The sequence below is a fragment of the Nocardia sp. NPDC051911 genome, assembly GCF_040681035.1.
Taxonomy (GTDB): domain Bacteria; phylum Actinomycetota; class Actinomycetes; order Mycobacteriales; family Mycobacteriaceae; genus Nocardia; species Nocardia sichangensis.
On record NZ_JBFAXY010000004.1, the window covers coordinates 118,757 to 143,364 of the forward strand.

The following is a 24,608-nucleotide window of genomic DNA, read 5'->3' on the forward strand; positions in this document are numbered from 1 at the left end:
GTTCCCCGAACCGACTCTCAGGAAGGTTGCGGAACAGTCTCAGGTAGAAATGGCACACTCTTATCCCGATGTAACCGGATACGGGAGGAACGTGGTAGTGCCGAGCAACGAACAGCGACGAGCAGCGGCGAAACGCAAGCTGGAACGTCAGCTCGCCAACCGGGCCGAGCGGGCGCGTAAGCGCAAGCAACTCACCATCGCCGGATCGGTACTCGGTGTCGTCGTCGTGGTCGCCGCCGTGACCGGGGTGTACTTCTTGACCCGCGGCGACGACAGCAACAGCTCCGATGCCGCCGACGCCTCGCTGTCCAGCACTCCCGCCGCGGCCGCCCCGCCCTCCGCGAAGGCCAAGCCCGCGACGGTCGACTGCACCTACCGCGACAGCGCCAAGCCCGCGGACAAGCCGGTGAACAAGCCGAAGGCCGGCCCCGTCCCAACCACCGGCGTCGACGCCAAGGTCAGCGTCAGCATGGACACCAGCCAGGGGCCGATCGGGCTGACCCTGAACAACGCCGATTCGCCGTGCACGGTGAACAGCTTCGTCAGTCTGGCGGCGCAGAACTACTTCGACGGCACCAGCTGTCACCGCATGACCGCGGGCGAGGGCCTGAAGGTCCTGCAGTGCGGCGACCCCACGGGTACCGGAATGGGTGGGCCCGGTTACGAGTTCGACAACGAATACCCGACCGACCAGTACGCTGCGAACGATCCGGCGGCGACTTCGGAGCCGATCTCGTACAAGCGTGGCGTGCTGGCCATGGCCAACGCGGGGCCGGGAACCAACGGCAGCCAGTTCTTCATCGTGTACTCCGATTCCCTGCTCCCGCCGCAGTACACGATCTTCGGCACCGTGGACGACAACAGCCTCGGCACGTTGGACAAGATCGCCGCGCTGGGCCAGGACGACTCCAACGGCCCCGGGGACGGGAAGCCCAAGCAGCCGGTCACAATCCAGTCGGTGCGCATCGACCGCTGAGTGCGGATCCGGGCCCGCGGCGTCTCGGCCGCGGGCCCGAGCCGTATCCACGTCCCTGCAGCCGAAGTGCGGATAGTGGAACCTTTCTTCGGTTAGGGTGCCCTCAGCCCGAAGATCATCCGGCGCGCCCGAAGACACGCCGGAAATGTGCGATATATGCTAATAAAGCAGCACGCTCGTGCGATTGTGCCGACCTTTGTCAGGTAACCTCGAAACAAGGAGTTCTTGCAGCGTAGTGCGGCCTCGGCCGGGCTATCCCCGGGCAGGAAGTGCCACGCCGCAAGTTCTTCGGGTGTCCACGTTTGCAGGCGGGACCCGCTGCACGGGACTACAGTTCGCGTGGCGGCGTCCGTAACGAAGCACCACCATCATCCATAGTGATCACCGCAGCATCGGGGAGCAGCCATGTCCGAGGAACTGGACGACATCGGCCGGGAAACCGCGGCCATGATGAGGACAATGTTGCAGCTTGCGACGCTCGTCGCCTTGCGTACCCGCGAGCGTGGTCAGAAGGAAGCCGAAGCGCGCGTCAAGCTCACCGAGGCCCGGATCAAGGAGGCCAAGGAACTGCAGTTGCGGGAGGCCAGGGACGCGAAGGCCAAGGACCCGCGCAACACCGAGCTGGCCCGGCTGATCGAGAAGCCGATCCCGGAAAAGGGTGTGTCCCTGGAGAAGGACCGCTTCTCCGCGCAGGCCGAGGCATCACGGATGGCGGCCAATGCCGCCGCCGCCAAGCCGGCCTTGCAGTACGACTCCCAGGAACGCCGGATGGCGATCGCGGCACATCTCGCGAAAATGGGTGTGGCGCCGGAACTCGCCGCGGTGCGGATGCTGATCGAAGTAGGGCAGGCACAGCCTCCGGGTGAGGCCGTACGCACCCGCCCCGGCGAGGCGCCCGCGGTTACCAGGGCAGGACGGGAACAGGATCCCCGCGGCTTGGAGCGCACGCGATAGCACGAGACGGACGAGTGCCCGCTGGATCATCCAGCGGGCACTCGTCCGTTCCGAACCCTTTCGGCGAGAATCGCCGTGACGCATCGCCACTACGGCGGGAAGTTACCGATCGTAGGGTCACTGAACATGCCGTTCTGCGGCGCTTTCGTCGGCAGCGGGTTGAGCATGTCCTTATGACCGTTGCGCACACTGCAATACTTGAACGGTCCCTTGGGATCGAACAGTTTCGCCATATGCGGATCGGCATGATCCAGGAACCAGACGCTCAGTCCGGTCGCCCCGTCCTGGCGGTAGTGCTCCCAAGCGCGCCATAACGCGTCCAGCCGGGCAATTGCCTCCGCGTGCTGCCACCACTCCGGGCACCACACGGTGTCACTGAGATCGGTGACCTGCCGACGGTAGATCACGCTGAGATAGTTCTCGACGAACTCGACCACGTTCGCGTAGTGCATGTTCTGCTGCGGTTCGTTCACAGCGGCCGGACCTCCTCGACTTGGCCATACTCCGGCGGTGGCGTCGACTTGCTCAGCGACGGCGAACCGATGACGTCCGCGATCTGCGTCTTGCGCTGCGGATCATGGTGCGAGATGGACTGTTTCACGTCGGAAGCGTACTCACCCTCCCACCACGGCACGGTACGGATGAGCACCGGTGGCGCACCGGACGGGAACAGGATGGCCCGCCCACGCGGCAGCGTCGCCAGACCGTTGACCGAGAACGTCTTGGACGAGCCCAGCGAGCGTGAGTAACTCTTGCCGCCCTTGGATTCGGACACCGACTGCGAGATCGCGTCGTACTCACCGAGCACATCCGAACGCTCCTGCAGGAACTTCGTGTCGTCCACGCCGCTGCCGAGCACTTTGATGTTCGCCGCCGACCACAACGCGTTCATGCCGCTCTCGCCCCAGCAGCGGGCGCCCTGCGCCCAGGACTGCAGCACGGTCATCACGACGATGCCCCGGGAGCCGAAGTGGCTGTACTGCTTGGGCAGATCCTTCCAGCGCACCACGTTTGCCGCCTCGTCCAGCACCGCGAGCAGCGGGATCGCCAGGCGGCCACCGGCCGACTGCGACGCCTTGCGCATCGCCACGTCCACCACCGCCTCGGTGAGCGCGCTCACCAGCGGCGCGGCCGAACCGCGGCCCTCCAGCGACAAGCTGTAGAGCGTTCCGTTGTTCTCCAGGAACTCCAGCTCGTCGAATTCCCTGCGGTCGCCGCCGCGGGAGATCCACGGATGCACGTTCGACAGTTTCAGGCAGCGGATCATCTTCTTGGCCGTGCCGAAGATGCCGCTGCGCGTGCGCGGATCGGTGTTGTACTGCGAGGACAGGCCCGAGGCCGTGTAGTGATGGCGGGCGGCGCGCAGCAGCTCGATGGGCTCGGTGTCCTGCGGATTGGTCACCCACTCCCAGACCTGCACGATCGGCCTGCTGCCGTTGCGGTCGCCGACGGCGGCGGCGAGGAACAACCCGGCCAGCAGGTCCTCGGCCTCGGGATCGAAGAACGCGTCGGTCTTCGTGTCCCGGCCGTCGTCACCGTCGGCGAAGTGCCCCGCAAGCCGCGCCGCGCGCATCTCACAACCTTCGCGCTTGGCGTCCACCCAGGACAGCGGATCCCAGAACCAGGTCGGCTCTTCACCCGCGACACCCTGCGGGTCGAAGACGAAGGTGGGACTTCCCTTGGACTCCCGCACGTCTCGGGTGGCGTCCACCACGTCGCGCTTGTTCGAGGTGGCCAGCACCGGGCCGATCGCGCTGAGGATCGCCGGGATGACCCGGGAGGTCGACTTGCCCTGACGCGGACCCCAGATGTCCAGGTGCAGATCCTCGTACGAACCGTAGAGCATCACCCCGTCGGCCACACCAACGCCGATCGGCACGCCCGGAGCGTCGTCGTAGCCGAGTCTCACCCCCAGCTGCTCGGCCTTCTCCCGGACGCCCGCTTCGGTGAGCATCGAGATCGCGCCGCCGTTGCCCATCACGTCGGCCTTGTCGTCGACCGGCAACCTGCCTTTGGACCGGCGCTTCTGCAACTCCTTGCGGATCACCAGATACGCTACGACGCTGAGGATCACCAGCAGCACGATCGCCGTCGCCGCGCCCGGCCAGCGCAGCCTTCCTCGCGCCAGATCGGCCGCGATGGCGATCGGGTTGAACGGAACCTTCTGCGGGCTGCCCTCGAGCATGTTGCCCAGATGCAGCGCGAGCCAGAGGGTTCCGAAGATCGCGAAGCCGGCGTAGGTCAGTAGCAGGCTGACATCGGGTCCGGGGATGGCCGGATCCGTCACCTTTTTCTTCTTCGCCATGTGTCCCTCCTGGGTCGGCCGTCCGGTACGGAAAGCGAGTGGTCAGCGGAATGCGTCGAGCCGCCAGCCGTCGGGTGTGCGCACGACGGTGGCGATCACCGTCGCGGGCGGCAGCGGCTCCTTGCGTCCGTTCGGATGGACGACGGTCTGCTCGATCCCGATCTTGAACTGCTGGACGTTCGGATCGCTGAGGGCAGGAGCCTTCTCGCCGGACGCGAAGGTGAACGCCTCCACATGCGCCCCTTCCCTCGCCCAATCCGCCCACTGCAGTGTCGACTTCGGCGTCTGCACCGCGGTCGGCGTCGCATCCAGCATACGAATCAGGCTGGGGCCGAGAAACTTCCGCGCTCGGCCCAGAGACTCGCCCTGGGTCTCGGTGGCGGGCTGCCAACTGTAGATTTCCCGCAACGCCGCGACCGCGACACCGTCCGGCGTCACCGGGTCGGGGGCGGGCACGCCCTCCAGCAACCGGGGTGTGGACGTAGCGGAATGCGCCGCATCGGATCCCGAGTCCGCGCGGTCCGTCCGGCCACAGGCCGAACCCAGCACCGCGACGCTCACCACCAGCATCACCACCAGTTTCGCGCGTGCATTTGCTCTGTCCATCCAGGCTAACCGCACACCGGGGCGTCGCGGCAGTCCCGCCGCCGTGTGTTCGCGCCCGTGAACGCTCACAGCACCCTCCTCGCCCGTCCGTCTCCTGGCACCGCGACTTCCGAAACGCCGCCGCCGGATCGGACGTCCGCGCCGGGCACCGACTGGATCATCCGGCCGTTGCCCGCATAGACGCCGACCTGCGCGGGTCCACGCGCGCCGAACGAGCTGAACACGAGATCCCCGGGCTGCGCCTTGCTCATCGGCACTTCCGCGCCCGCCTCCCACTGCTGTTCGGCCGTGCGCGGCAACGTCACCGCGCCGGAGGACGCCGCGAACACCGCCGCCGCGGTCAGACCCGGTCCGTCCAACCCCCCGCCGCTCGGTCCTTGGGGTCCCCCGCCGCCCCACACGTAGGGCGTGCCGAGCCACTCGTGCGCGGCTTGGACGATCTGGTCGCCGGCCGAACCCTGCCCAGGGGTGAACCGGCCGAGCGAACCCGGCGCTCGGTATTGCGCTTCCATGGTGAGAATGTTGCGCACGTATGGCTGGGTCTCGGCGTAGTGCGCAGTGAGCTGGTTCGGCATGCCGCCCGAGGCCAGCACCGCGCCTTCGCCGGCGTTGTACGCCGCCAGCGTCAAAGCGACGATGTCGCCCTGCACCCTGCCCTCGGCCTGCCACCGCTGGATCTGGTGCGCGATCGCGCACATGTAACGCCCCTGGCCGACGATCGCGTCCCCGTCGTCCCACACGCTGGCCACGCCGTTGCCGTCGGCATCGATCACGTACGGCTGACCGTCGTCGGGATCGATGCTCACCGCGGTGGTCGGCAGGAACTGGGCCAGGCCCTGCGCACCGGCGGGCGAGGTCGCGCCGCGCCGGAAACCGGATTCCTGCCTGCCCTGCGCGGCCAGTAGCGACGGCGTGATCTGCGGGCAGATCGACCCCGCACGGCGGTACCAGATCTCCAGTTCTTGTGGCACCTTGCCCGCGGCCAGCGCGCCACCGGCGGTGCCGAAACCGAGGCTGCAGCGTGGATCGCTGGAATACGCTCGCGCACCGCCGACATCCGGGGTCGGCGCACCGTCGAGCCAGGGCAGCGGATCGATCTGCCGTCCGCCGGTGAAACGGCCGCCCGGGACGATCTCGAAATGCAAGTGGGGCCCGCTGGATTCACCCGCCGACCCCACCGCGCCGATGTGCTGCCCCGCGGTCACCGTATCGCCCGGCCGGACCAGGACGCCGGAGTCCCACATGTGGCCGTAGACCGCCGAGTACGAACGGCCGTTGATGTCCACCGAGTCGACGACGATCCAGTTGCCGAATCCGGATGCCGGACCGGCGGCGACGACGCGGCCGTCGGAGACCGAGAAGATGGGCGTGCCGTCCGGCGCGGCCAGGTCGACGCCCTTGTGCGCGCCACCCCGCGCGCCGAACGTGTCCGACACCGTGAAGGTTCCGGTGGCCATCGGCAACGTGCGGCGCAGCGGGCCGACTCCCGCCGCGAGTGAGGGTGTGGCGGTCGCGGCCGGATTGGGTCGGCTCGCGCCGGTACCTGTTGTCGCGGCGGCGCGCCGATCGCCCGGCGGGTAACCGCCCAGCGGCGGAAGCGCCGACTGCGAGCCGAGCACGGAGCCGCCCTCACAGGCGTCGTCGACGGCGGGCATGACGATGACCAGCACGATGGTCATCAGGCCGAGCACCGCGCCCAGCGCCGTCCACAAGACGGATTTGCCGCTCACCGCCGCACTCCGGCATCGTGCCGCGCGCAGCCCGGGTTCACGTGCGGCGCCGAGTCTCGTTGAGGGTGTCGGCCAGCGTGCGGTTCATCTCGGCGGCGGCAGCCAACTGCTGTTGCAGCAGTGCGACCTTGCGCCGCAGCGCGGTGGCGTCCATCCGCTCCAGACTGGGGCCTTCGGCCGCGCGCACCCAATTGCGCACCGAGTTCGTGTGCACACCGATCTGCTCGGCGACCACGCGGCATGCCTCCGATTCACTGCGCAGCTTGCCGGTCAGCGCGATGACCTGTTCGACCGCCGCTTGACGCACCTCCGGCGAGACGCGTCGGTAGGACCGGTGCGGCATCATGCGGCGCTCCCCGGTGAATCCGTTCCTCGCGAGATCGATTCGGTGAACTCGCTGAACCGCTGGTTGGTGTCGTGGATCCCGCTTTCCTTCTCCGACAGCGTGAATTCCATGTGGAAGGGGATACCGGGGCGGCGATCCTCACCGATTTTCAGCAGGAACTTACCGGTGCCGGGCGGGGAGGGCCGCTGCTGTCCCGGTTTGAGCGCCTCGCCGGTCAGCGCTTGCGGCGCGGACCATCCGGTCACCATCTCCTCCTCGGCCGAGGTGAACGGAACCGTGCTGTCGAGCCGTTTGATCTCCTCGGCCGGAAGCGCGCCGAAGATCTTGGCGCGCGCCCGCTCGAGGAAACCGAGCGCCTTCGCGATGGCGGCTTCCGATCCGAGCGCCTGCAGGTCCTTGATGGTGTGGCTGATCATGATCAGCGCGGTGGCGATGCCGCGCTGCAAGCGGGTGAGCTCGTCGACGCGGTCGACCATGAAGTCACCGAGGCCGAGCACCTGCCACAGCTCGTCCATCACCACTTGGAAATAGCGCTGCGGACCGAGTTTCGCGTCGGCGAGCACGTGCGCGGCCTCGACCGAGGCGAACCCGTCGGCCCAGCAGGCCAGCATGACCGCGGCTTTGAGCTTCTTGTCGCCGGTCGGGATGTGTGAGACGTCCATGCACACCGCGACCGCGCTGGTATCGATCGGCACGGTGGTCTGGCCGTTGAAGACCGCGCCGAACGGTCCCTGGGTGAGCGCGCGTAGGGAGCGGCGCAGCCCCTTGATCGCCTCCTGGTACTCCGCGGTGTCGTCGGCGCCCGCGTCCAGCATCAATTCCTCGCCGCCGCCGACGATCACCTCGAGCAGGTTCTCCATGATCGGCGGCTGGTCCGGCGTGTACCCGCTGCCCGGCCGGTAGAGTATGCGCAGCGCGGTGGCGATCAGGGTCTCCTCGTAATCGCGGACACGATCGCCGCGTACCAGTTCCACCAGGCCCGCGATCAACGTCACCTGCCTGGCCCGCAGGTCCTGCAACACCTGCAGCTGCAACGCCGGGAACTCTTCCAGTCGCGGGACGACCGCGCCGAGCACGCCCGCCGCGAGCGGGTTGAGCTTGCCGTGCCCGTAGCCCAGATCGATCACCTGGCCGCCGACGAGCTCGACCATCTTCCGGTAGTCCGGTTTGACGTCGGCGAGGATCAACGGCGTGATCCCTTGCGCGATGCCACCGAGCACGATGCGGCGGACCAGCGAGGACTTGCCGAAACCGTTGAGGCCGAGCACGAACAGGCTGGGCGCGGTGATGAAGCTGCCGCGCATGAACCAGTTCATCGGGTCGAAGCAGACCGGCGCGCCGGTGTGCAGATGCGAACCGAGGGGCGTGCCGATCAGCGGCGCGCCCGCGCCGACCGACCAGGGCCACAGACCGGCGACCTGGGCCGTGGTGGCACGGTACTCGACCGGGCGGCCGACCACGTTCATCCGGCCGCCGCCCGCGCCCGCGTAGCCGCGGTCGGTGAGTTGCGCTGTGCTGCGGTCGAATCCGTCCTCGATCGTCTGCTCCGCGCGGGCCGCGTAGTTGCGGCGGCGGATGTCGTCGGTGCGGACCCGGAACTGCGCCCATGCCGCCCGCAAGCCATTGCCCTCCCGGGCGAGCATCTCCAGCTTGGCACGGGTGGCGTCGTCGAGCAGCGGTGGCCCGGATTGCTTGCGCCGATCGGCTTTCGCCTTCGCGCGACGGGCCGCCTTGTCCGTGTACGGGCTGCCCATCGCGCGGTCGGCGGTGTAGTCGACCTTCGCGGGCCGTGCCACGCGACCGTTCCTGGCGCCGCTGCGCTCCGGCCGCGCGGCGATGCGCTCGGTGACCGCGTCGCGGGACATGCGAGGGTTCCGTTCGGCCCGGGAGCGTTCGTTGTGCCCCCGGTCGGCGCGCACGCCGTCGGAGCGGCCCGCGCCCGGTCGAGCGCGACGCTCGCCCGCTCGCCGGTCGGTCGTGTCCACGCCCAGCCGGTCCTCGCCGTTCACCCGCGCCGAGTCCCGTGTGGGGCGCCGCCGTTCCGGCCGCTGTCCCCACTCGTCCCGGCCGGATTGTTCGAGCCGCCTGCGGCGTGCGTCCTCGTCCCGTTCCCGCACGGGTGGCTCGTAGTCGCGTGCCATGAATCGCTCACCCCGCCAGTGCCTTCGGAATTGTCGCGTGTTCCGGCAGGATCACCCCGCAACCGAGCGAGGCCGCGAAGGCCGCCGCCTGGTAGCGGTAGCACCGCCGAATCTTCAAGCGCGCCTGGGTCGACAGGTCGCGCGTGATGGCTTCGATGCGCGGCAGGTCACCGCGCAAGGGCTCGGTGATGGTCACCAGCGCCCCGAAGCGGGTCACACCGTGACCCCTGGCCTGCTCCTCGCGGGCCTGCTGAGTCGCGCCCACCCGCAGCGTCGCCGCCGCGGACACGACTCCGCGTTCGCTCTGTTGGGCCACCAACGCGTTCTTGAAATCGTCGTCGACGATCTCGGCGGCGTCGGCGGCCGAGTGCGGACGGTACACGATCGCGATACGTTTGCGCGGCACTTCGGGATTCGGCGCGAGCAGCCGCTGCAGCACCCGCTCGTCGACCGCGCCCTCGGGGGCGGCATCCATTTCCCAGGTGACCGACCGGCCACCGTCGTGCACCAAGTAATCCCACTTCTCGTCGTGGGACACCGGGCCCGCGTCCGCCCAGTCCAGGCCGTGCCCTTCGGGTTCGCCCGCGGCCACCTCCAGGTCGGCCTGCGAGGCGGGATCGTAACTGCGGCGGATGAACGAGATCACCTCGTCCGCCGACATCGGCTGAGCGCGCACACCGGCTTCCGCCAGCGCGGCGCAGATGCCGGGCAGGCGCCGGCCGATCTCCACGGCTTCTTCGGCCGGGTTCTTGCGGCGCTCGGCGGTGGTGGCCTTGAACGTGATCGCCACCCGCGGCAGCAACTGCACGCGCTCCTGCGGCAGTTCGGTGGCCAACTCGTACATCACCTGCTGGGCCAGTTCGGGCGCCTCGGGCCTGGTGATCGTGGAAACCTCGGTGAGCAAACGGTTTCCGGTCTCCGGCACGGTGTCGATCACCGGCACCACGGCGACGATGTCGCTGGTCTGTCCGACCGAGGCCAGGAAGGTTCCCCACGCCGACACCCACCGGTCGATCACGGGCTGATCCACGGCCTCATGACCCTGCGGCCACGCGCGCAGCACCACGGTGTACTGGGCGAACTGCGGCAAGTGGATCATGCCGAAGCTGTAGCCACCCGCGTCGATGCCCTCATACAACTTGGAGGGCGCGAGCAGGCCCGGCAAACGGGTGACGCCGCCGGGGATCCGGGAGAAGCGGCCACCGCGGTACACGTGCTCGCCACGACTGCGCGAGCGCATCCAGTTGAACATCATCAATCCCGTCTCGTAACCCGAACGACCTCCGGTCCGCCACACCAGTGGGACCATCACGACGACACCGACGCCGCCGACGATCACACCCCACTGGAAGCCGCCGACCATCGCGGTGATCAGCGCCGTGATCACGACCGCGAAGCCGAGCACGGTTTCCTCCCAGCGCAAGCCGAAAAGGCCTGCGCTGCGCGGCTTCTGCCAAAGCCCGTACGAGCGGCGCTCGTAGGTGTCGGTGATTGTCATCGCGGAATGGTGCTCCTCCCGAGGTCGGGTGAACGGTTCGTCCAGCGATCGCCCGCGACGTCACCCATGGCTTGGTCGGCCCGGCTCAGCCCACCGCTCGCGGCGCGCGCCGCGCCGATCCGGCCTGCCGTCCTGGCCGCTCCGGACGCTACCCCGGCCGCGCCCGCAGGTCCGGAGGCGCGCGGAGCCGCGCCGCCCTGGGGGCCGCCGCCACCGCGCGGCGGCGTCGGCCGAGGTGCGCCGCCGCCACCACGCGGTCCGCCCGCACCGCCCGGGCGCGGTCCGGTGCCGCTGCCGCTCACATAGCCTGCCCGGCCCGGCGCCGCAGTGCCCTTCACGCCGACCGCCTTGGTGCCCATGGCGCCGAGAGCAGCCACACCGACCAAGGTGCCGCCCGCCGCGGTGAAACCCGAACCGCCGCTGCCGACGATCGCGACGGCCGGAGTGACCAGTCGCATCAGCGCGGGCAACACGAATGCCACGCTGCACAACAGCACGATCGCCACCAGCATGCGCTGGGCCTGCTCACCGTCGGGCAAGCCGCTGGTCGGAGTGAGCGAGTCGACGTGGCCCGCCGTGGTGAACGCGATCATGTAGACGATCGCCGCCACCGGTTTCCACAACATGAAGGCGATGATCCAGCCGATGAGCTTCTGATAGGACTGCTTGCCGATGTTCATGCCGGAGGCCGCCGCGGCCAGCGGGAGCACACCGGCCGCGATCACCAGCAGTCCCTGCCGGACGATGGCGAGCACGATCTGCGCGAGCGCGCCGAGCAGGCCCACGATCGCGATGATCAGCACCAATCCGGGCGAAAAGGCCTGCAGCTTGCTGGTTTTCACCATCAGCTCGGCGAGGTCCTTGGCATTGCCGTTGGTCGAGTCGTCGATGATCCACTCCGCGAAGCGGTCCGACGCCTGCGTGCCCGCGACGATGACCGCGCCCAGCATCCAGGAGCTGAACACGACACGGGTGAACATCCGGAACGATTCGGCCGCCTCGTTCATCGCGGCCCCGCGTCTGGCTTCGGCCAATCGCGCCCCGGACAGGATCACCGACGCTATCAGCAGCAGGATCTGCGCTTGATAGGTGTAGTCGTTGATCTTCGTGAACAACGAACCGGAATCGCTGACCGCCTCGTTGGGCACCTTCATCCAGAAGGTCAACGCCAGGATGATGGCCTCGCCGAGACCGTTCATCAGCGAATCGACCACCTTGCCGAAGGTGGAGTCCCAGGCCTTGTCCTTCACCGCCGTCGCAGCCTGGTTGGGATGCGAGGCGGCATTGCCCGCCTTGCACGCGGCGGACGCGGCGTCACCGAGGGTGAAGCCGGGCAGCCCGAGGCCGTCGAGGCTGTCGTGGATCTCGTTGCACGTATCGTCGAAGCCGTACGTCTGGCCGTAGGCCACGGTCGGAGTCGCGATCATCACAGTGAAGATGACCGCGAGGATTGTGACTAGCCGCCTCACCATTGTGTCCACCCATCGATCGAACCGATCGTTTCGAGCGGCTGCGCGTCGCCCGCGGACGACTTCAATCTCCAGCCACCGTCACGCCATACCACGTTGAGTCTCATGGCCACCCAACTTCGCCCGCCGTGCAGGAACTCACGGGTCTTGCGGGCGACACGAACAACAGCGAAATCGTCACCATAGCTTTCGATTCGAAATGCGTCGGACGCGTACAGCAGCGGTTTGACGCTCTCCGGCAAGACGTCGGGCACTTTGCCCTCGGCGATCTTGCGCGCCCGGTCGGCGAGTTCCTCGGGCGTGAGGATCACCAACCGCTGCCACAGCGTGTGGTCGGTGGGCCGCGCCACGGTCCGCCAGTAGATCTGCTCGGCGGCCAGGGCGGCGCCCTGCGGGGTCTTGGCGAACCCCGTCGGCACACCGTTGTCGACGCGCGCGGGTCCATCGGTCGTCGAGAACGGAACCACGGGGCCGCCGTACACCTGTTGCCAACCGCCCGGCTGGTTCGTCCCGCCCGGCGCGCCGGTCTGCCACTCCGGATCGGTCGGCGTCCGTGGCGCGCCCGACTGCGAGAGCGCCTGCCCGGCGGGGTCTTTCGGGATATCGAAACGATGGCCGAACGAGTCCGCACCCGTTCCAGCGAAGGACGACCCCGGACCGGGTGCGCCGGAAAGGTCGGCCGATGCCGTCGTCTGCGACACCTGGCCGGCTGCCGCGTCGTCGTCCCGGACTGCGAACACGGTGACGACCGCGGCCACCGCCACGGCCAGTACCGCTCCCGCGCCCAGCACGGCAGGCGGCATGCGATCGGAAGACCTCCTACGACTCACCATCGCGTCCACCCCTGCAGCGACTCGACGTACTCGGTCTGGGCGTTGTTGGTGGTCGTGGGCTTCAGGCGCCAATCGCCCGCGTCCCACACCATGGCCAGACGCGTCGCCGCCCACAGTTGTTTGCCGTCGATCACCGGGCCCCTGGTGGCCAACCGGACGATGGCGAGATCGTCGGCGTAGTCATCCACTTTGAACGCGTCCGAGGCGACGAAGTAGCGGGTCACCTTTTCCGGCTGCTGTTTCGGCAGCCGGGAGTCGGCCAGCGCCTTGTCGTAGGCGGCGATCTGCTGGGCGGAGACCCGGACCTGGCGCACGTACAGGTCACGGTCGGCGGGCCGGGCGTTGAGCCGGTAGGTGATCTGCGCCGCGGCCAGCACCGCGCCCTGCGGGGTGTGCGAGTACCCGACGGCCAAGTCGTCCTCGATCCGGGTCGGCCCGTCGGAGGTGGAGAACGGGACGGACGCGCCGTACACCCGCTGCCAGCCGTGTGGTTCGGCGGTACCCTCCGGCGCGGCGGTCAGCCAGTCCGCGTCGCTGGGCTTGCGCTGCCGGGAGGGGTCCTGCGCGAGCGGTTGCCCGGCAGCGTTGTTCGGGATGTCGACCCGTCTGCCGAGGATGTCCAGCTCGGGGCTCGCGAAGCCGGTGCCGCCGGAGCCTTCGGCGACGGCGGGCGCGCCTGCGACCGGCTCGTCGTCACGGCTGACGAAAACGAAGATGCCGACCACCACGATGAGCGCCAGCACGGCGGCGGAGGCGACGATCCCGAAGGAGACACGGTCGCGCGCGTACGACTCCCTGTCGCTCACGTCGGTGCCTCCACTTTCACGATGTCGGTAGGTAATGCGTCGATCGAATCGATCGGTCGCACGGTCGACTCCGGATCCGGCAGCCGTAATCTCCAGTCGTCGCCGAACCACTCCACGGCCGTGTGGTGCACCGCCTTCGATCTGTCGGAGTACTCCGTGTAGACGTCCACGGTGGACCGCGACTCCGAGTAGCCGGTGATCTTGTAGCCGAGCAAACGGGGCGCGAACTCCGGGCCCGCCGGGCCGGTGATCGACAGCTGCACCCGGTTGATCGCCCATTCGTCCTTGGCCGGGCCCGGAACCAGCTCCGCGGCAGCGACTTTCGCCCATTGAGTATCGGCCGCCACGGCCAGCCGCACGGAGTGGGTCAGCGCGGCGATGGCCGCGCCGCGCGGCGAGTGCTCGAAACCGGTCGCCGCGCCGTCGGCCGTCGACCGCGGTCCCTGGCCGGTGTGCGGCAGCGGCACCCCTTGGAACGGCTGCCACCGCACATCGGTGGGAGCGGCCGAGAGGTCCGGCCCCACCGAGTCCGTGCCACCCCCGCAGCCGACCGCCGCGAACAGCAGCGCGGCGCCGACGACTCCGGCCGCGGGGCGACGGATGTCACGCCGCCACGCCGCGGTGTCCGCCGGCCGCAGTACTGTCGAATTCATTCCCGCGTCGTCCCCGTCCCGCTCCGGCGGCTCACGCGGGCAGGAACGCCAGGGCGATCCCCGACGCCGTGCTCGCCACCACAGCACCCAGCAGGCTCATCAGAACGCCGTGCGAGGCATCGTTCATGGCCAGGTCACTGCGAAAGACCAGCCACAGCTTCCCCGCGGAGACGATCATCCAGGCCAGGCACACCAGAAGGACGAACCACAGCAGCCAGTTCAGCAGCTGCATCAGCGGTGCGAGAACGTCGGCGGGCATCTGCTTGTAGGCCAGCGACCCGGCCGCGAGCATCTGTACGGTACCCATCGCCGACATCAGGTCCCGATGACCGCGTTCATGATGGTGCCCGCGCTGGTGGCGACCACGCCGCCGATCATCGCGCCCGCCACCATCTTCGGCGACTCCAGACCACCACCGGTCCACTTCTCCCAGGCGAACTTGCCGCCCGCGTAGACGATGCCACAGATCCCGGACAACAGGACGAACCACGTGAGATACCGCACCAGCTGCAGGATCTTCTCCGAACCGGGCGGCGCCTCGGGCGTCGGATTACCGACTTGCGCGAGTACGGTGCCGTACGTGTCCTGCACGGCGAGGAGGAGCGTGCTCATCGGGTGCCTTTCTCGAATAGTGGGTGGTGGTCGCCGATGCGATGCGGACGTTCACTCATCGGACGGCTTGCGAAGATCCGGAGACCCGCGGTCGTAGCCGGCCTCCTCCAGTGCCGTCCGAGCTGCCGCCACGATGTCGGCGCCGAGCTCCCGGACATCGAGCGGGACTTCCTCCAGCAGATCTAGCTTGCGTTTCCTCGATGGCACCAGGTCACCGGGCGACCACACCGGCAGCTGCTCCGGTTCGACCAGTGTCCACTCCTCGTACCACGGCACCTGCCACACCTGTCCGGCCAGGGAGCCGACCACGTCTCGGTAGCGCCGGATCTCGGGAGCCATCCGTCCTGGCCTGGCGGCGACGGTGATCAGGCCGAGCACGTCGGAAGGACCGGCGAAACCCGAAAGATGTTGGCGCAGAAGATCGTGCGCGCGAGACAGACCGGCGATGGTCTCCCTGGCGACCAGGACGACGAACGGGCTTTCGCGGTCGAAGACGCCGGGCCAGCGGCGGCCCGAATCCGCCGCGGGCGCAAGCACATGCGCGAGGGTACTGGCTCCCGCTCCGCCGTGCACACCCAGCAGCCAGACCAGCGGCGCACGGCCGACACCCGGTACGGGACGGTCCCAGACGGCGGCACGGCGGGACTCCGGCGGGGCGATCACACCGGCGGGCGCGGGATCGGGCTGACGCGGAAAAATCATGGCGGCGGTCATGATGCCACCCCGGCGAGCAGGCGCCCATACGCCCGGCGCGTCTCGTCCGCCAACGAGGAGTGCCGCACGAGTTCACCACGGGCCAGATGCGGATCGTAGGGAATCTCCCTGATATCGCGAACCCAGCCGGACAGGTGCTGGCGCAAATGATCCGCTACCCGGGAGTCGTCGCCGGGATACTGGTGCGAGATGACGATGGTGGTGTCGCCGACGATGCCGCCGCCGTGTCCTTCCTCGGCGTCACCGAACTGGTCGTCGAGCCATTCCAGGGCGACCCGCAGCCGGTTGGCCGCATCGTTGCGCGCCGGAATGGCAAGTACCAGAGCGACTTCCGCGTCGTCGAGCAAGGGAAGCAGTTGCCGGGCGGCAATCGGATGCCCCCCGTCGTAGACGCCGGTGTATCCGGCGTCGCGCACCGCGCGGGCGACCGTGAGATAGGTCGCACGCCTGCGCAGCGGCGCGGCATCGCGCCACAGCAGGCCGACGCCCGAGGTCGCCCGCGACAGGCACTCCTTCAACGGCGCCGGCTCGTCGTCACCGCGTCCGTACAGCCAGGACTGCAAACTGATCGGGTGCAGATGCTCGTCCGCGCCACGCAGCGCGAGATCACTGCCCGCCGAAGTGGCGTCCACCGCGACTGTCGGCGTTCCACCCGTGCCCATCTCACCCGCCAAACCCAATGCCGTCGTCGTGGTACCCGCACCACCGCATCCACCGACCACCAGGATCGGCCGCTGCGCCGGACGATCCGCATCGGAACCGTCACCCTTGCCGCGCCGCAACCGCACTACCGGAGCCTTCGAACGCACCGGCCGGCTCGACGCCGCGCCCTCCCCGGGCGCATCGTCGAGCCAGCGGCTCCAGTCCTCTCCCATCGCCTCTGCTCTCCTTTATCCGGCCGTGATACCCGTGATCAGGGTGCGGCCGTCGATCACCGCGGTGGTGACCGTCTGCCTGTTGTACGTGGCGGGCGCGCCGCCGGGCCGGTACTCGGTGACTTCCACCGAATACCGGTTGTCCGCGACCGTCACGATCCGCACGCAGTGCGTCGTGCCGATCGGGACGGAGTCGATGCCCCGCTGGATGACCCAGGCGGGCTGGACGTCGGCGTCCGGAGCGACGGCCGCGCGGGCGCGGTCCCCCGAACGTTCGACGTAGTACGCGTACTGGAACGACAGCACCGCGTCGGGCCCGGAGCCCGTGCCGCCCGGCTCCGCGCTGCGCACGATCGCGTCACTGCGCTCGGTCGGGCAGGCGCCCGCGCTCACCGCGCGCGGGTCGCCGCCCGCGTGCACACCGCCGACGGTGAGCTGCACCGACGCGGACCCATGTGAGTCCTTGGGCAGCGCGGCGCGACCGGCGGCGGAGCGCAGCAGCAGCAGCACGCACACCGCGGCGACGGCGATGATCAGCACCGCCGCTATCCCGATGAGCAGCAGCCGGGCTCGGCGCACCGCCGGATGGTCGCGGGCGGCTTGGCGCAGCGCACGCGACGCCGCAGGGCGCGGCCGCTCGACCGGCTCGGGTGTGTCGTCGTCGGCCCACGGCAACTTGACCGGATCGGTTTGCCGCGGCGCGACGTAGTCGTCATCGGGGCCGGGCGCCCGGCCGGTCACCACCCAATCCGACCACCCGCCGGTGAATTCGCTGCGCTGCGCGGGCAGATCCGACGGGACCTCCTCGGGCTTGCGCTGCCACGGCTCGGTGTCGTCGCGGATGTAGTCCGGATAGCGCGAAGGCGCGTCGTCGTCTGCCGGGGCAATGGTGTCCGCCTCATCCGGCTTGCCCGCCTCTGGCGTTCCGACCGCCGGCTCGAGAGCGCCGTACCAGCGGGAAAGCTGTTTGTACGACTTCAACATTCCCCCATTCCCGCAGAGCAGGGCACGCAGTATCGCATCGTCGGACCCTCTCGGCGATCAGTTCGTGGAGAACGGGTAGGTGTTGGGTGTGCCGGTTCGGTCGGTGGGCGGAATCGACGTCACGCCGCTGGATGAGGCGCCGTCGGCTCCTGTCCCGAACGGAAATTGTCCCGTACCGGACGAACTCGGCGTGGGAGACGCGCCGGAGCCGTCCCCGAAGAATCCGGTCGGCTGCTTCTCCAGCACGGCCCTCGGCTCGGCCTTGCTGCCGAACGCGTCGGCGATGTCGCGAGCGATCGCCGCGAACCAGTCGGCCACGAACTGGGTGGGAGCGTCACCGTTCGCCGAGACGGTCGCGCTGGTGTAAGCGGTGTGACGCTGCACGGTGTCCCAGTAGCGCACCCACGTGGTCGTGTTCAGCAGCTCGCTGTTGTCGGTGATGTTCTGCACCACCGCGTCGAACGCCTGGGTGACCAGACGGACGCCGGTGGTCGGCGGGATCAGCTGCGGAATAGCACCGAGCAGCTTGACGCCGAGCGACAGCAGGGCGGCGGGCGGATTCGCCAGGCCCGCGGTGGCGAGCTCGGCGATGTTCGCCGGGGCGATCACCGTCCGGACCATCGCGATCACCGAGTTCAAACCGATCATGCCGACTTTCAGCAGCGCCTGCAGCGCGGCGGGCAGATTCAGCGGAGTTCGTGGATCCGAGGCGTCGGCGAGGCGCTGCGAGATCGACTTCTGCGGCGAGATCGACAGGGTGGCCAGCGAATTGCCCTGGATGTCGCCGTTGACCACTTCGGTCGCGGTCTTGATGGAGGTGAACGCCAGCGCCTGCGCGATCGATACCAGTGAGGCGATCGGGTCGCCGCCGCTGAGCTTGGACTGGCCCGCCACGTTGGCGACCGCCTTCAGGATGGGCGCGCCGTCCGGGGCGTCGCAGGCGAGATCCCCCGCCGCGCAGAAACTCGCCACCCGGCCGGTGAGCGCCCCGAAATTCGCGGCCTTGTCTCGTTCCGGGCCGATGCCGCCGCCGGTGGCGGGCGCCTGCGGCAGTGCGGCGATGGACACCAGCCGGTCCCCCGAGGTTCCCGGCGCGGCGTCCGGCGTCGCCTTGCCGGGCGCGCCGGGAAAAAGCGGCGCACCGGGATTGCGGGTCGGGTCGCCGAACAACGCGACCGCGGCGACCTTTTCGGCGGGCAGCGCACCGTGCCCTTGGCCGACCTCCTGGGCGAACATCGAGGCGACGTGCGCGCCCTGCGAATAACCGACGACCGCGAACCGGCTGTTCGGGCAAGCCTCGGCAACGGTCCCGGCCATGCTCCGCAGACGGGCCAGGCCGCCGGCCACGGATTCCGAATACGGCGCCGCGCCACCGGCTGTCGCACCGCCGAAGCCGGATTCGTATGGCACGTAAGCCCGATCGACGAGTCCGGTGTCCGGAGCTTTCGCCATCATCGGGCGGAACACGGTGGAAAGCATTCCGGTGTCGGTGGTGGGCGCGGCATCCGGCGACGATTCACCCGTTCCTTGAATGCCCAAGGCGTACAACGCGGGACAGGTCGTGAGACGGATCTTCGTCGACGGGCCAACAGGATTCGACGGCTCCGCCGCGGCGACACCGGCGGTCGCCACAGCCACGGCGAGTGCTACCAGCATCCCCGAGAGTCTTGCCGAGTATCCAGTCATAGCGATCCGCAATCAAGTCGTCAGCCGCAGCTACCTCAACGCCATGAAACGCAATAGACCGTAACAGATTACGGCTATTACTGCCGCATCGACGGAAAACTTCCACGACACACCGAGTTGAACGCGACACGCAGTGGCGCGTTCCGGGGAAGGGTCCGACAAGTTTCCGGCATCGCGCCCCGAATGGCAACCCCTGGAGCCGAGTTGGCGGCAAGCGGAAACCCTTGCGATAAGAGCTAATTGACAGCTACTCGAAGGGTTCGCGCGCGTCAGGCCGCGGAGGTGACGCGGTAGACGTCGTAGACGCCCTCCACGTTGCGCACCACGTTCAGCAAGTGCCCCAAGTGTTTCGGATCGCCCATCTCGAAGGTGAACTTGCTGATCGCCACCCGGTCGCCGTGCGTGGCCACCGAGGCGGACAGGATGTTGACCTTCTCATCGGCCAGCACCTTGGTCACGTCGGACAGCAGCCGCGTGCGGTCGAGCGCCTCGATCTGGATGGCGACCAGGAACACCGAGGACGGCGACGGGGCCCAGGACACCTCGATGATCCGTTCGGCCTGCTCACGCAGGGAGCCGGCATTGGTGCAGTCGGTACGGTGCACGCTCACCGCGCCACCGCGGGTCACGAAGCCCATGATCTCGTCGCCGGGCACCGGAGTGCAGCACTTCGCCAGCTTGGCGACCGTGCCGGGAGCGCCGGGGATCAGCACGCCCGCATCGCCGGTGACCCGCTGCCTGCTCGGTGTCGTCGACGGGGTGGAGCGTTCGGCCAGCTCGTTCTCCACGTCGCCGATGCCGCCGAGCTGCGCCATCAGCCGCTGCACCACGTGGTGCGCGGAGACCTGGTGCTCGCCGACGGCGGTATAGAGCGTGGAGATGTCGGTGTAGTGCAGTTCGTGGGCGACGGCGGTCATCGCGTCGACGCTCATCAACCGCTGCAGCGGCAGCCCGACGCGACGGACTTCCTTGGAGATCTGCTCCTTGCCGCTCTCCAGCGCCTCCTCGCGACGCTCCTTGGCGAACCATTGGCGAATCTTGGCCTTGGCGCGCGGCGACACCACGAAGTTCTGCCAGTCGCGGCTGGGTCCCGCGTTCTGCGCCTTCGAGGTGAACACCTCGACGACCTCGCCGTTCTCCAGCTGACGCTCCAGCGCGACCAGGCGCCCGTTCACCCTGGCGCCGATGCAACGGTGCCCCACCTCGGTGTGCACGGCGTAGGCGAAGTCCACCGGCGTCGACTTCTGCGGCAGCGTGATCACGTCACCCTTCGGCGTGAACACGAAGATCTCCGGCGATTTCAGGTCGAAGCGCAGCGACTCCAGGAACTCGGCGGGGTCGGCGGCCTCACGCTGCCAGTCCAACAGCTGGCGCATCCACGCCATGTCGTCGACCTCGGCGGTGTCGTTGGAGTGTTTGCCCCTGGTCTCCTTGTAGCGCCAGTGCGCGGCGATGCCGAACTCCGCGGTGCGGTGCATGTCCTGGGTGCGGATCTGCACCTCCAGCGGCTTGCCGTCCGGCCCGACCACGGTGGTGTGCAGCGACTGGTAGACGCCGTAGCGCGGCTGGGCGATGTAGTCCTTGAACCGTCCCGCCATGGGTTGCCACAGCGAGTGCACCACGCCGACGGCCGCGTAGCAGTCGCGCACCTCGTCGCACAGGATGCGGATGCCGACCAGGTCGTGGATGTCGTCGAAGTCCTTACCCTTGACGATCATCTTCTGGTAGATCGACCAGTAGTGCTTCGGGCGGCCCTCGACGATCGCGTTGATCCGGGACGCGGCCAGCGTGTTGACGATCTCGGCCCGCACCTTCGCCAGGTAGGTGTCGCGCGAGGGCGCGCGGTCGGCGACCAGCCGGACGATCTCGTCGTATTTCTTCGGGTGCAGGATCGCGAAGGCGAGGTCCTCCAGCTCCCACTTCACCGTCGCCATGCCCAGGCGATGGGCGAGCGGTGCGATGACTTCCAGCGTTTCCTTGGCCTTCTTGGCCTGCTTCTCCGGCGGCAGGAAACGCATGGTGCGCATGTTGTGCAGCCGGTCGGCCACCTTGATCACCAGCACACGCGGGTCGCGGGCCATCGCGATGATCATCTTGCGGATCGTCTCGGCCTCGGCGGCCGCGCCCAGGTTGACCTTGTCCAGCTTGGTGACGCCGTCGACGAGGTGCGCGACCTCGGAGCCGAAGTCCTGGGTGAGCTGTTCGAGGCTGTAGCCGGTGTCTTCGACCGTGTCGTGCAGCAGCGCGGCCACCAGCGTGGTGGTGTCCATGCCGAGTTCGGCGAGAATGTTCGCCACGGCGAGCGGATGGGTGATGTAGGGGTCACCCGATTTGCGGAACTGATGCTTGTGCCGCTCGTCGGCCACATCGAACGCGCGTTGCAGCAGCGTCAGGTTCGCCTTCGGGTACAGCTCGCGGTGCACGGTGGCCAGCGGCTCCAGCACCGGCTTGACCGCCGCGATACCGCGCTGCCCGGTCATGCGGCGGGCCAGACGGGCTCGCACCCGGCGCGAAGCCGAGGTCGGAACGGCGGAAGAGGTGCCGGGCTGACGCGGCGGGGTCGCGTTCGCCGACTCCGGCGATTTCGGGGTCTGCGCGGCGTCGGTGGCGCCCGCACCGTTCGACCGCGGGCCCGACGTCGATTGCTCGACCTTCGCCTCGCCCAGATGCTGAGTCATGCCACCACCTCTCCGCGCCTCGATCGGACCACCCTATCCGACCGGTGCAACCTCCCGGACCACCAACTTTAGTCCGGGCGGAGCACCCACGTCCGCTCTGCTGAGGAAGGATGCGCGCCGGAGTGCCGGGACGACGAACCGGCGCGGGCGCGCAGGGGTCCCGGCCACCCTCTTCCACCGTCGTATTTCGGACACATACGGAGCGCGGCGCTCGGTAGCCTCCCTGCGCACGCGACGCTCTCCGCAGCGAGATTCATTCACTTGACCAGCGCTTTTACCCGATGAGGCGTGATGCCCGAACCGCTGGGGCGAGAACTACGAGCCGAGGCGAGACAGGCGCGGTCAGCGAATGGCGGCGGGCTGGGATCCGGCGAGCGGCGTCCGGTCGGAGCCGGGCTCGGAACGAAGCGAGCGACCGTCGAGATCGGCGGCGGGAGCGACGTCGAGCAGGTCGAGCACGGTCGGGGTGATGTCGACCAGGGTGGCTCGGGTACTGGTGGCGCCGGGCCGGAAGTCCGGGCCGCGAGCGATGACGAAGTTGGTCGTCTCGTCCGAGGACTGGCCGCCGTGCCCGCCTTCGGGGGTGTGGCCGTGGTCGGCGGTGACCAGGACGGTCCACCGCTCGGCGGGGTGGGCGGCGGCGCGGGCGTCCACCGCGGCGACGATGCGTCCGACCAGGACATCGATGCGCCGCACCGCGTCGAGGTAGGCGCGCGAGGCGCCACCCGCGCCGTGACCGGCGTGGTCCACCTGGTCCAGGTGGGTGAACAGCAGGTCGGGCGCGAACCTGCCGATCGCGGACGCCACGGCGTCGGCGGTGGCGGCGTCGGTGCGCGACTCGTCCGGATCGTCCGGCACGGGCGCGGTGGAGACGACGACGTCGGCGCGCGGGCTGCCGCTGCCGGTCATCGTGGCGATCTGGTCCCAGGTGGCGATGGACTGGGTCTTCGACGCGGGCCGAGCGCGTTCGAGTTGGGTGAACACCGTGGGGTACCGCGCGAACGGCGCGGCGGTGAACTGGTTGTCCGTGATGCCGTGCTTGCGATCCCACACGCCGGTCAGCACGGTGGCCCAGGACGGACCGGAGATGGTGATGTGCGGGGCGATGGACGAACGGCTGAGCAAGCCCTCGCCGCTCAGCCGCAGCAGATTAGGCGCCTGCGCCTGCTCGACCTTGCCGTACATCAAGCCGTCCAACCCGATCACGACCACTTTGGCCGCGGGCGCCTCGCCCTGCGCGACTCCGGCCGCGGCGGAGAGTGGGAGGAACACAGCCGCCGCGGTGGCAACGACTTTCGACAGCAGTTGCGCTCCGCTCATATCGCGACCATGCGGGAGCGACCGGCGCGCGCGATAGTCCGACGCGGCAGTGTTCATGGACGTTTCATCGGACGCCACACTGCCCGTAGTCTCACTGAACAGCCCTTGAACAAGGAATAGCCAACAGCTATATACCGATCTCACGGTGGGTCGCTGTCGGGTGAACGCGGAGTTTCCTGCTTCGCCCCGGTCGGCCGTCGCGGACGTGCTTCGCGCCGTCGCTTGACACGCCCTTCACCGGTATGGCTGGCTGGCCGTTGTGACCCCAGCGCGCACCGCCGAGCGCATTCGCGTCGCGGCCGTCGGCGACCTGCATATGCACGCGGCCGTGGCCGGGCGTTTTCGTCCGGACTTCCTGCGCCTGTCCGAAGCCGCCGATGTCCTTTTGCTCGCAGGCGATCTCACCGATGGCGGCACCCGCTCGCAAGCCGATCTGCTGTGCGCGGAACTCGAAAGTCTTCCCGTGCCGGTGGTCGCCGTACTCGGCAATCACGACCATGACGACGAATCGGGCGACCTGATCGCGGCACGGCTCACCACGGTGGGCGTCCACGTACTCGACGGCACTTCGATCTGTCTCGAGATCAACGGCATTCGGCTCGGCGTCGCCGGAGTCATGGGCGGCAGCGGTGGCTTCCCCGGCCATCCCGGCACACCGGACGAGGGGTCCGCCGAACACCGCGCTCGCATGCGGCGCGGACCGGTCGACGCCCTTCGCCTACGCCGGGCACTCGGCCGGATCGACTGCGAAATTCGCATCGCGCTCACGCATTTCGCGCCCGTCGTCGACACCCTGGCCGGGGAACCGCCGAAGATCTACCCCGGCCTGGGTTGCCATGATCTGGCCGAGGCGGTCGACGCGGGCGGGGCGGTGCTCGCCGTCCACGGACATGCCCATGGCGGTACCGAATTCGGCCGCACCCAGGGCGGCGTGCCGGTACGCAACGTCTCCTACCCGGTACTGCGGCGCGCCTACGCCGTCTACGAGGTCGGGCCGGGCTCGCGACGTCCGGCGGACCGCGAGCAAGTACCGTCCCCGCCATGATCGTCGCCCGTTCACTGCTGCTGTTCGCCCTCGCCGCGCTCGCCGAAATCGGCGGTGCCTGGCTGGTGTGGCAGGGCTGGCGAGAACAGCGCGGCGTCGTCTGGATCGCCGCGGGCGTGCTCGCGCTCGGCGTCTACGGATTTGTCGCCACCTTCCAGCCGGACCCGAACTTCGGCCGCATCCTGGCCGCCTACGGCGGTGTCTTCGTCGCGGGCTCGCTGGCCTGGGGCATGCTGGTGGACAAGTTCCGCCCCGATCGCTGGGACTACCTCGGTGCGGCGATCTGCCTGGTCGGCGTCACGGTCATCATGTACGCGCCGCGCCGCTGACCGGAGTGTCGCGGCGCCCTCGATCGTTGTCTCGCGAATCCGGTGCAC

23 protein-coding genes are annotated in these 24,608 nt (G+C 68.8%); 4 read left to right on the forward strand and 19 right to left on the reverse strand.

From position 1 onward, the window contains the following. Window positions 1-97: 97 nt before the first annotated feature. Both AB0L97_RS06600 and AB0L97_RS06605 read left to right on the forward strand, forming a co-directional pair. The gene (locus AB0L97_RS06600; protein ID WP_356961670.1) at window positions 98-976 is read left to right on the forward strand and encodes a peptidylprolyl isomerase; all 879 of its coding nucleotides are present in this window, start codon (window positions 98-100) and stop codon (window positions 974-976) included. A 405-nt stretch (window positions 977-1,381) separates the two neighbouring features. Then, a complete protein-coding gene (locus tag AB0L97_RS06605; protein WP_355070533.1) occupies window positions 1,382-1,930 on the forward strand; it encodes a hypothetical protein in 549 nt (182 codons plus the stop codon). Between the two features lie 89 nt (window positions 1,931-2,019). Here AB0L97_RS06605 and AB0L97_RS06610 read toward each other — a convergent pair whose 3' ends face one another. From AB0L97_RS06610 to AB0L97_RS06700, 19 genes are all read right to left on the reverse strand, one after another. Next, window positions 2,020-2,403, reverse strand: coding sequence for a DUF4913 domain-containing protein (locus AB0L97_RS06610; protein ID WP_355070531.1), 384 nt, complete (start codon window positions 2,401-2,403; stop codon window positions 2,020-2,022). Continuing rightward, a complete protein-coding gene (locus tag AB0L97_RS06615; RefSeq protein ID WP_355070529.1) occupies window positions 2,400-4,235 on the reverse strand; it encodes a TraM recognition domain-containing protein in 1,836 nt (611 codons plus the stop codon). The genes AB0L97_RS06610 and AB0L97_RS06615 overlap by 4 nt, the downstream gene beginning before the upstream one ends. A gap of 42 nt (window positions 4,236-4,277) precedes the next feature. Beyond that, a complete protein-coding gene (locus AB0L97_RS06620) occupies window positions 4,278-4,841 on the reverse strand; it encodes a hypothetical protein (RefSeq protein ID WP_364425874.1) in 564 nt (187 codons plus the stop codon). A 65-nt stretch (window positions 4,842-4,906) separates the two neighbouring features. After that, window positions 4,907-6,571 (reverse strand): peptidoglycan DD-metalloendopeptidase family protein, encoded by a 1,665-nt coding sequence (locus AB0L97_RS06625; RefSeq protein ID WP_364425876.1) that lies wholly within the window; start codon window positions 6,569-6,571, stop codon window positions 4,907-4,909. Window positions 6,572-6,608: 37 nt separating this feature from the next. Then, window positions 6,609-6,917 (reverse strand): transposase, encoded by a 309-nt coding sequence (locus tag AB0L97_RS06630; protein WP_067802237.1) that lies wholly within the window; start codon window positions 6,915-6,917, stop codon window positions 6,609-6,611. After that, window positions 6,914-9,058, reverse strand: a complete 2,145-nt coding sequence (locus tag AB0L97_RS06635) for a hypothetical protein (RefSeq protein ID WP_356961665.1) — start codon at window positions 9,056-9,058, stop codon at window positions 6,914-6,916. The genes AB0L97_RS06630 and AB0L97_RS06635 overlap by 4 nt, the downstream gene beginning before the upstream one ends. A 7-nt stretch (window positions 9,059-9,065) precedes the next feature. Beyond that, entirely contained in the window at window positions 9,066-10,556 is a 1,491-nt protein-coding gene (locus tag AB0L97_RS06640; protein ID WP_355070521.1) for an SCO6880 family protein, read from the reverse strand. Next, entirely contained in the window at window positions 10,553-11,983 is a 1,431-nt protein-coding gene (locus AB0L97_RS06645) for a hypothetical protein (RefSeq protein WP_355070519.1), read from the reverse strand. The genes AB0L97_RS06640 and AB0L97_RS06645 overlap by 4 nt, the downstream gene beginning before the upstream one ends. A 38-nt stretch (window positions 11,984-12,021) precedes the next feature. Next, window positions 12,022-12,828, reverse strand: a complete 807-nt coding sequence (locus AB0L97_RS06650; protein WP_364425879.1) for a hypothetical protein — start codon at window positions 12,826-12,828, stop codon at window positions 12,022-12,024. Window positions 12,829-12,851: 23 nt separating this feature from the next. Next, the gene (locus tag AB0L97_RS06655) at window positions 12,852-13,664 is read right to left on the reverse strand and encodes a hypothetical protein (protein WP_355070515.1); all 813 of its coding nucleotides are present in this window, start codon (window positions 13,662-13,664) and stop codon (window positions 12,852-12,854) included. After that, window positions 13,661-14,317, reverse strand: a complete 657-nt coding sequence (locus AB0L97_RS06660; protein WP_364425882.1) for a hypothetical protein — start codon at window positions 14,315-14,317, stop codon at window positions 13,661-13,663. Before AB0L97_RS06660 ends, AB0L97_RS06655 begins: the two co-directional genes overlap by 4 nt. 31 nt (window positions 14,318-14,348) lie before the next feature. Further along, a complete protein-coding gene (locus tag AB0L97_RS06665; RefSeq protein ID WP_364425884.1) occupies window positions 14,349-14,633 on the reverse strand; it encodes a hypothetical protein in 285 nt (94 codons plus the stop codon). Continuing rightward, complete coding sequence (locus AB0L97_RS06670) at window positions 14,633-14,929, reverse strand: hypothetical protein (protein ID WP_039799032.1); 297 nt, start codon at window positions 14,927-14,929, stop codon at window positions 14,633-14,635. The genes AB0L97_RS06665 and AB0L97_RS06670 overlap by 1 nt, the downstream gene beginning before the upstream one ends. A gap of 51 nt (window positions 14,930-14,980) precedes the next feature. Further along, window positions 14,981-15,643: a DUF6668 family protein gene (locus AB0L97_RS06675; RefSeq protein ID WP_364425887.1), complete on the reverse strand. Its 663-nt coding sequence runs from the start codon at window positions 15,641-15,643 to the stop codon at window positions 14,981-14,983. Next, window positions 15,640-16,518: a hypothetical protein gene (locus tag AB0L97_RS06680; protein ID WP_355070507.1), complete on the reverse strand. Its 879-nt coding sequence runs from the start codon at window positions 16,516-16,518 to the stop codon at window positions 15,640-15,642. Before AB0L97_RS06680 ends, AB0L97_RS06675 begins: the two co-directional genes overlap by 4 nt. A gap of 15 nt (window positions 16,519-16,533) precedes the next feature. Continuing rightward, window positions 16,534-17,502, reverse strand: coding sequence for a hypothetical protein (locus AB0L97_RS06685; RefSeq protein ID WP_364425890.1), 969 nt, complete (start codon window positions 17,500-17,502; stop codon window positions 16,534-16,536). Between the two features lie 57 nt (window positions 17,503-17,559). Beyond that, window positions 17,560-19,158, reverse strand: coding sequence for a cutinase family protein (locus AB0L97_RS06690; RefSeq protein WP_364425892.1), 1,599 nt, complete (start codon window positions 19,156-19,158; stop codon window positions 17,560-17,562). Between the two features lie 299 nt (window positions 19,159-19,457). Then, window positions 19,458-21,866, reverse strand: coding sequence for a RelA/SpoT family protein (locus tag AB0L97_RS06695; RefSeq protein WP_364425894.1), 2,409 nt, complete (start codon window positions 21,864-21,866; stop codon window positions 19,458-19,460). 342 nt (window positions 21,867-22,208) lie between these two features. Next, window positions 22,209-23,186: an alkaline phosphatase family protein gene (locus AB0L97_RS06700; protein WP_364425896.1), complete on the reverse strand. Its 978-nt coding sequence runs from the start codon at window positions 23,184-23,186 to the stop codon at window positions 22,209-22,211. Window positions 23,187-23,445: 259 nt separating this feature from the next. Here AB0L97_RS06700 and AB0L97_RS06705 point away from each other — a divergent pair, with 259 nt between their 5' ends. Together AB0L97_RS06705 and AB0L97_RS06710 are read left to right on the forward strand one after the other, a co-directional pair. Next, window positions 23,446-24,231 carry a metallophosphoesterase gene (locus tag AB0L97_RS06705; protein WP_364425898.1) on the forward strand — a complete coding sequence of 262 codons (786 nt, stop codon included), beginning with the start codon at window positions 23,446-23,448 and terminating at the stop codon, window positions 24,229-24,231. After that, window positions 24,228-24,560, forward strand: a complete 333-nt coding sequence (locus AB0L97_RS06710) for a YnfA family protein (protein ID WP_355070497.1) — start codon at window positions 24,228-24,230, stop codon at window positions 24,558-24,560. The genes AB0L97_RS06705 and AB0L97_RS06710 overlap by 4 nt, the downstream gene beginning before the upstream one ends. Window positions 24,561-24,608 lie beyond the last annotated feature (48 nt).

What these genes read in the sequence shown, in the direction of transcription:
- AB0L97_RS06700 (WP_364425896.1), bottom strand. Translation starts at nt 23,186, where the DNA reads ATGAGCGGAGCGCAACTGCTGTCGAAAGTCGTTGCCACCGCGGCGGCT.
- AB0L97_RS06710 (WP_355070497.1), top strand. Translation starts at nt 24,228, where the DNA reads ATGATCGTCGCCCGTTCACTGCTGCTGTTCGCCCTCGCCGCGCTCGCC.
- AB0L97_RS06695 (WP_364425894.1), bottom strand. Translation starts at nt 21,866, where the DNA reads ATGACTCAGCATCTGGGCGAGGCGAAGGTCGAGCAATCGACGTCGGGC.
- AB0L97_RS06640 (WP_355070521.1), bottom strand. Translation starts at nt 10,556, where the DNA reads ATGACAATCACCGACACCTACGAGCGCCGCTCGTACGGGCTTTGGCAG.
- AB0L97_RS06615 (WP_355070529.1), bottom strand. Translation starts at nt 4,235, where the DNA reads ATGGCGAAGAAGAAAAAGGTGACGGATCCGGCCATCCCCGGACCCGAT.
- AB0L97_RS06680 (WP_355070507.1), bottom strand. Translation starts at nt 16,518, where the DNA reads ATGGGAGAGGACTGGAGCCGCTGGCTCGACGATGCGCCCGGGGAGGGC.
- AB0L97_RS06690 (WP_364425892.1), bottom strand. Translation starts at nt 19,158, where the DNA reads ATGCTGGTAGCACTCGCCGTGGCTGTGGCGACCGCCGGTGTCGCCGCG.
- AB0L97_RS06620 (WP_364425874.1), bottom strand. Translation starts at nt 4,841, where the DNA reads ATGGACAGAGCAAATGCACGCGCGAAACTGGTGGTGATGCTGGTGGTG.
- AB0L97_RS06665 (WP_364425884.1), bottom strand. Translation starts at nt 14,633, where the DNA reads ATGTCGGCGATGGGTACCGTACAGATGCTCGCGGCCGGGTCGCTGGCC.
- AB0L97_RS06650 (WP_364425879.1), bottom strand. Translation starts at nt 12,828, where the DNA reads ATGCCGCCTGCCGTGCTGGGCGCGGGAGCGGTACTGGCCGTGGCGGTG.
- AB0L97_RS06670 (WP_039799032.1), bottom strand. Translation starts at nt 14,929, where the DNA reads ATGAGCACGCTCCTCCTCGCCGTGCAGGACACGTACGGCACCGTACTC.
- AB0L97_RS06630 (WP_067802237.1), bottom strand. Translation starts at nt 6,917, where the DNA reads ATGATGCCGCACCGGTCCTACCGACGCGTCTCGCCGGAGGTGCGTCAA.
- AB0L97_RS06605 (WP_355070533.1), top strand. Translation starts at nt 1,382, where the DNA reads ATGTCCGAGGAACTGGACGACATCGGCCGGGAAACCGCGGCCATGATG.
- AB0L97_RS06635 (WP_356961665.1), bottom strand. Translation starts at nt 9,058, where the DNA reads ATGGCACGCGACTACGAGCCACCCGTGCGGGAACGGGACGAGGACGCA.
- AB0L97_RS06645 (WP_355070519.1), bottom strand. Translation starts at nt 11,983, where the DNA reads ATGATCGCGACTCCGACCGTGGCCTACGGCCAGACGTACGGCTTCGAC.
- AB0L97_RS06660 (WP_364425882.1), bottom strand. Translation starts at nt 14,317, where the DNA reads ATGAATTCGACAGTACTGCGGCCGGCGGACACCGCGGCGTGGCGGCGT.
- AB0L97_RS06685 (WP_364425890.1), bottom strand. Translation starts at nt 17,502, where the DNA reads ATGTTGAAGTCGTACAAACAGCTTTCCCGCTGGTACGGCGCTCTCGAG.
- AB0L97_RS06675 (WP_364425887.1), bottom strand. Translation starts at nt 15,643, where the DNA reads ATGACCGCCGCCATGATTTTTCCGCGTCAGCCCGATCCCGCGCCCGCC.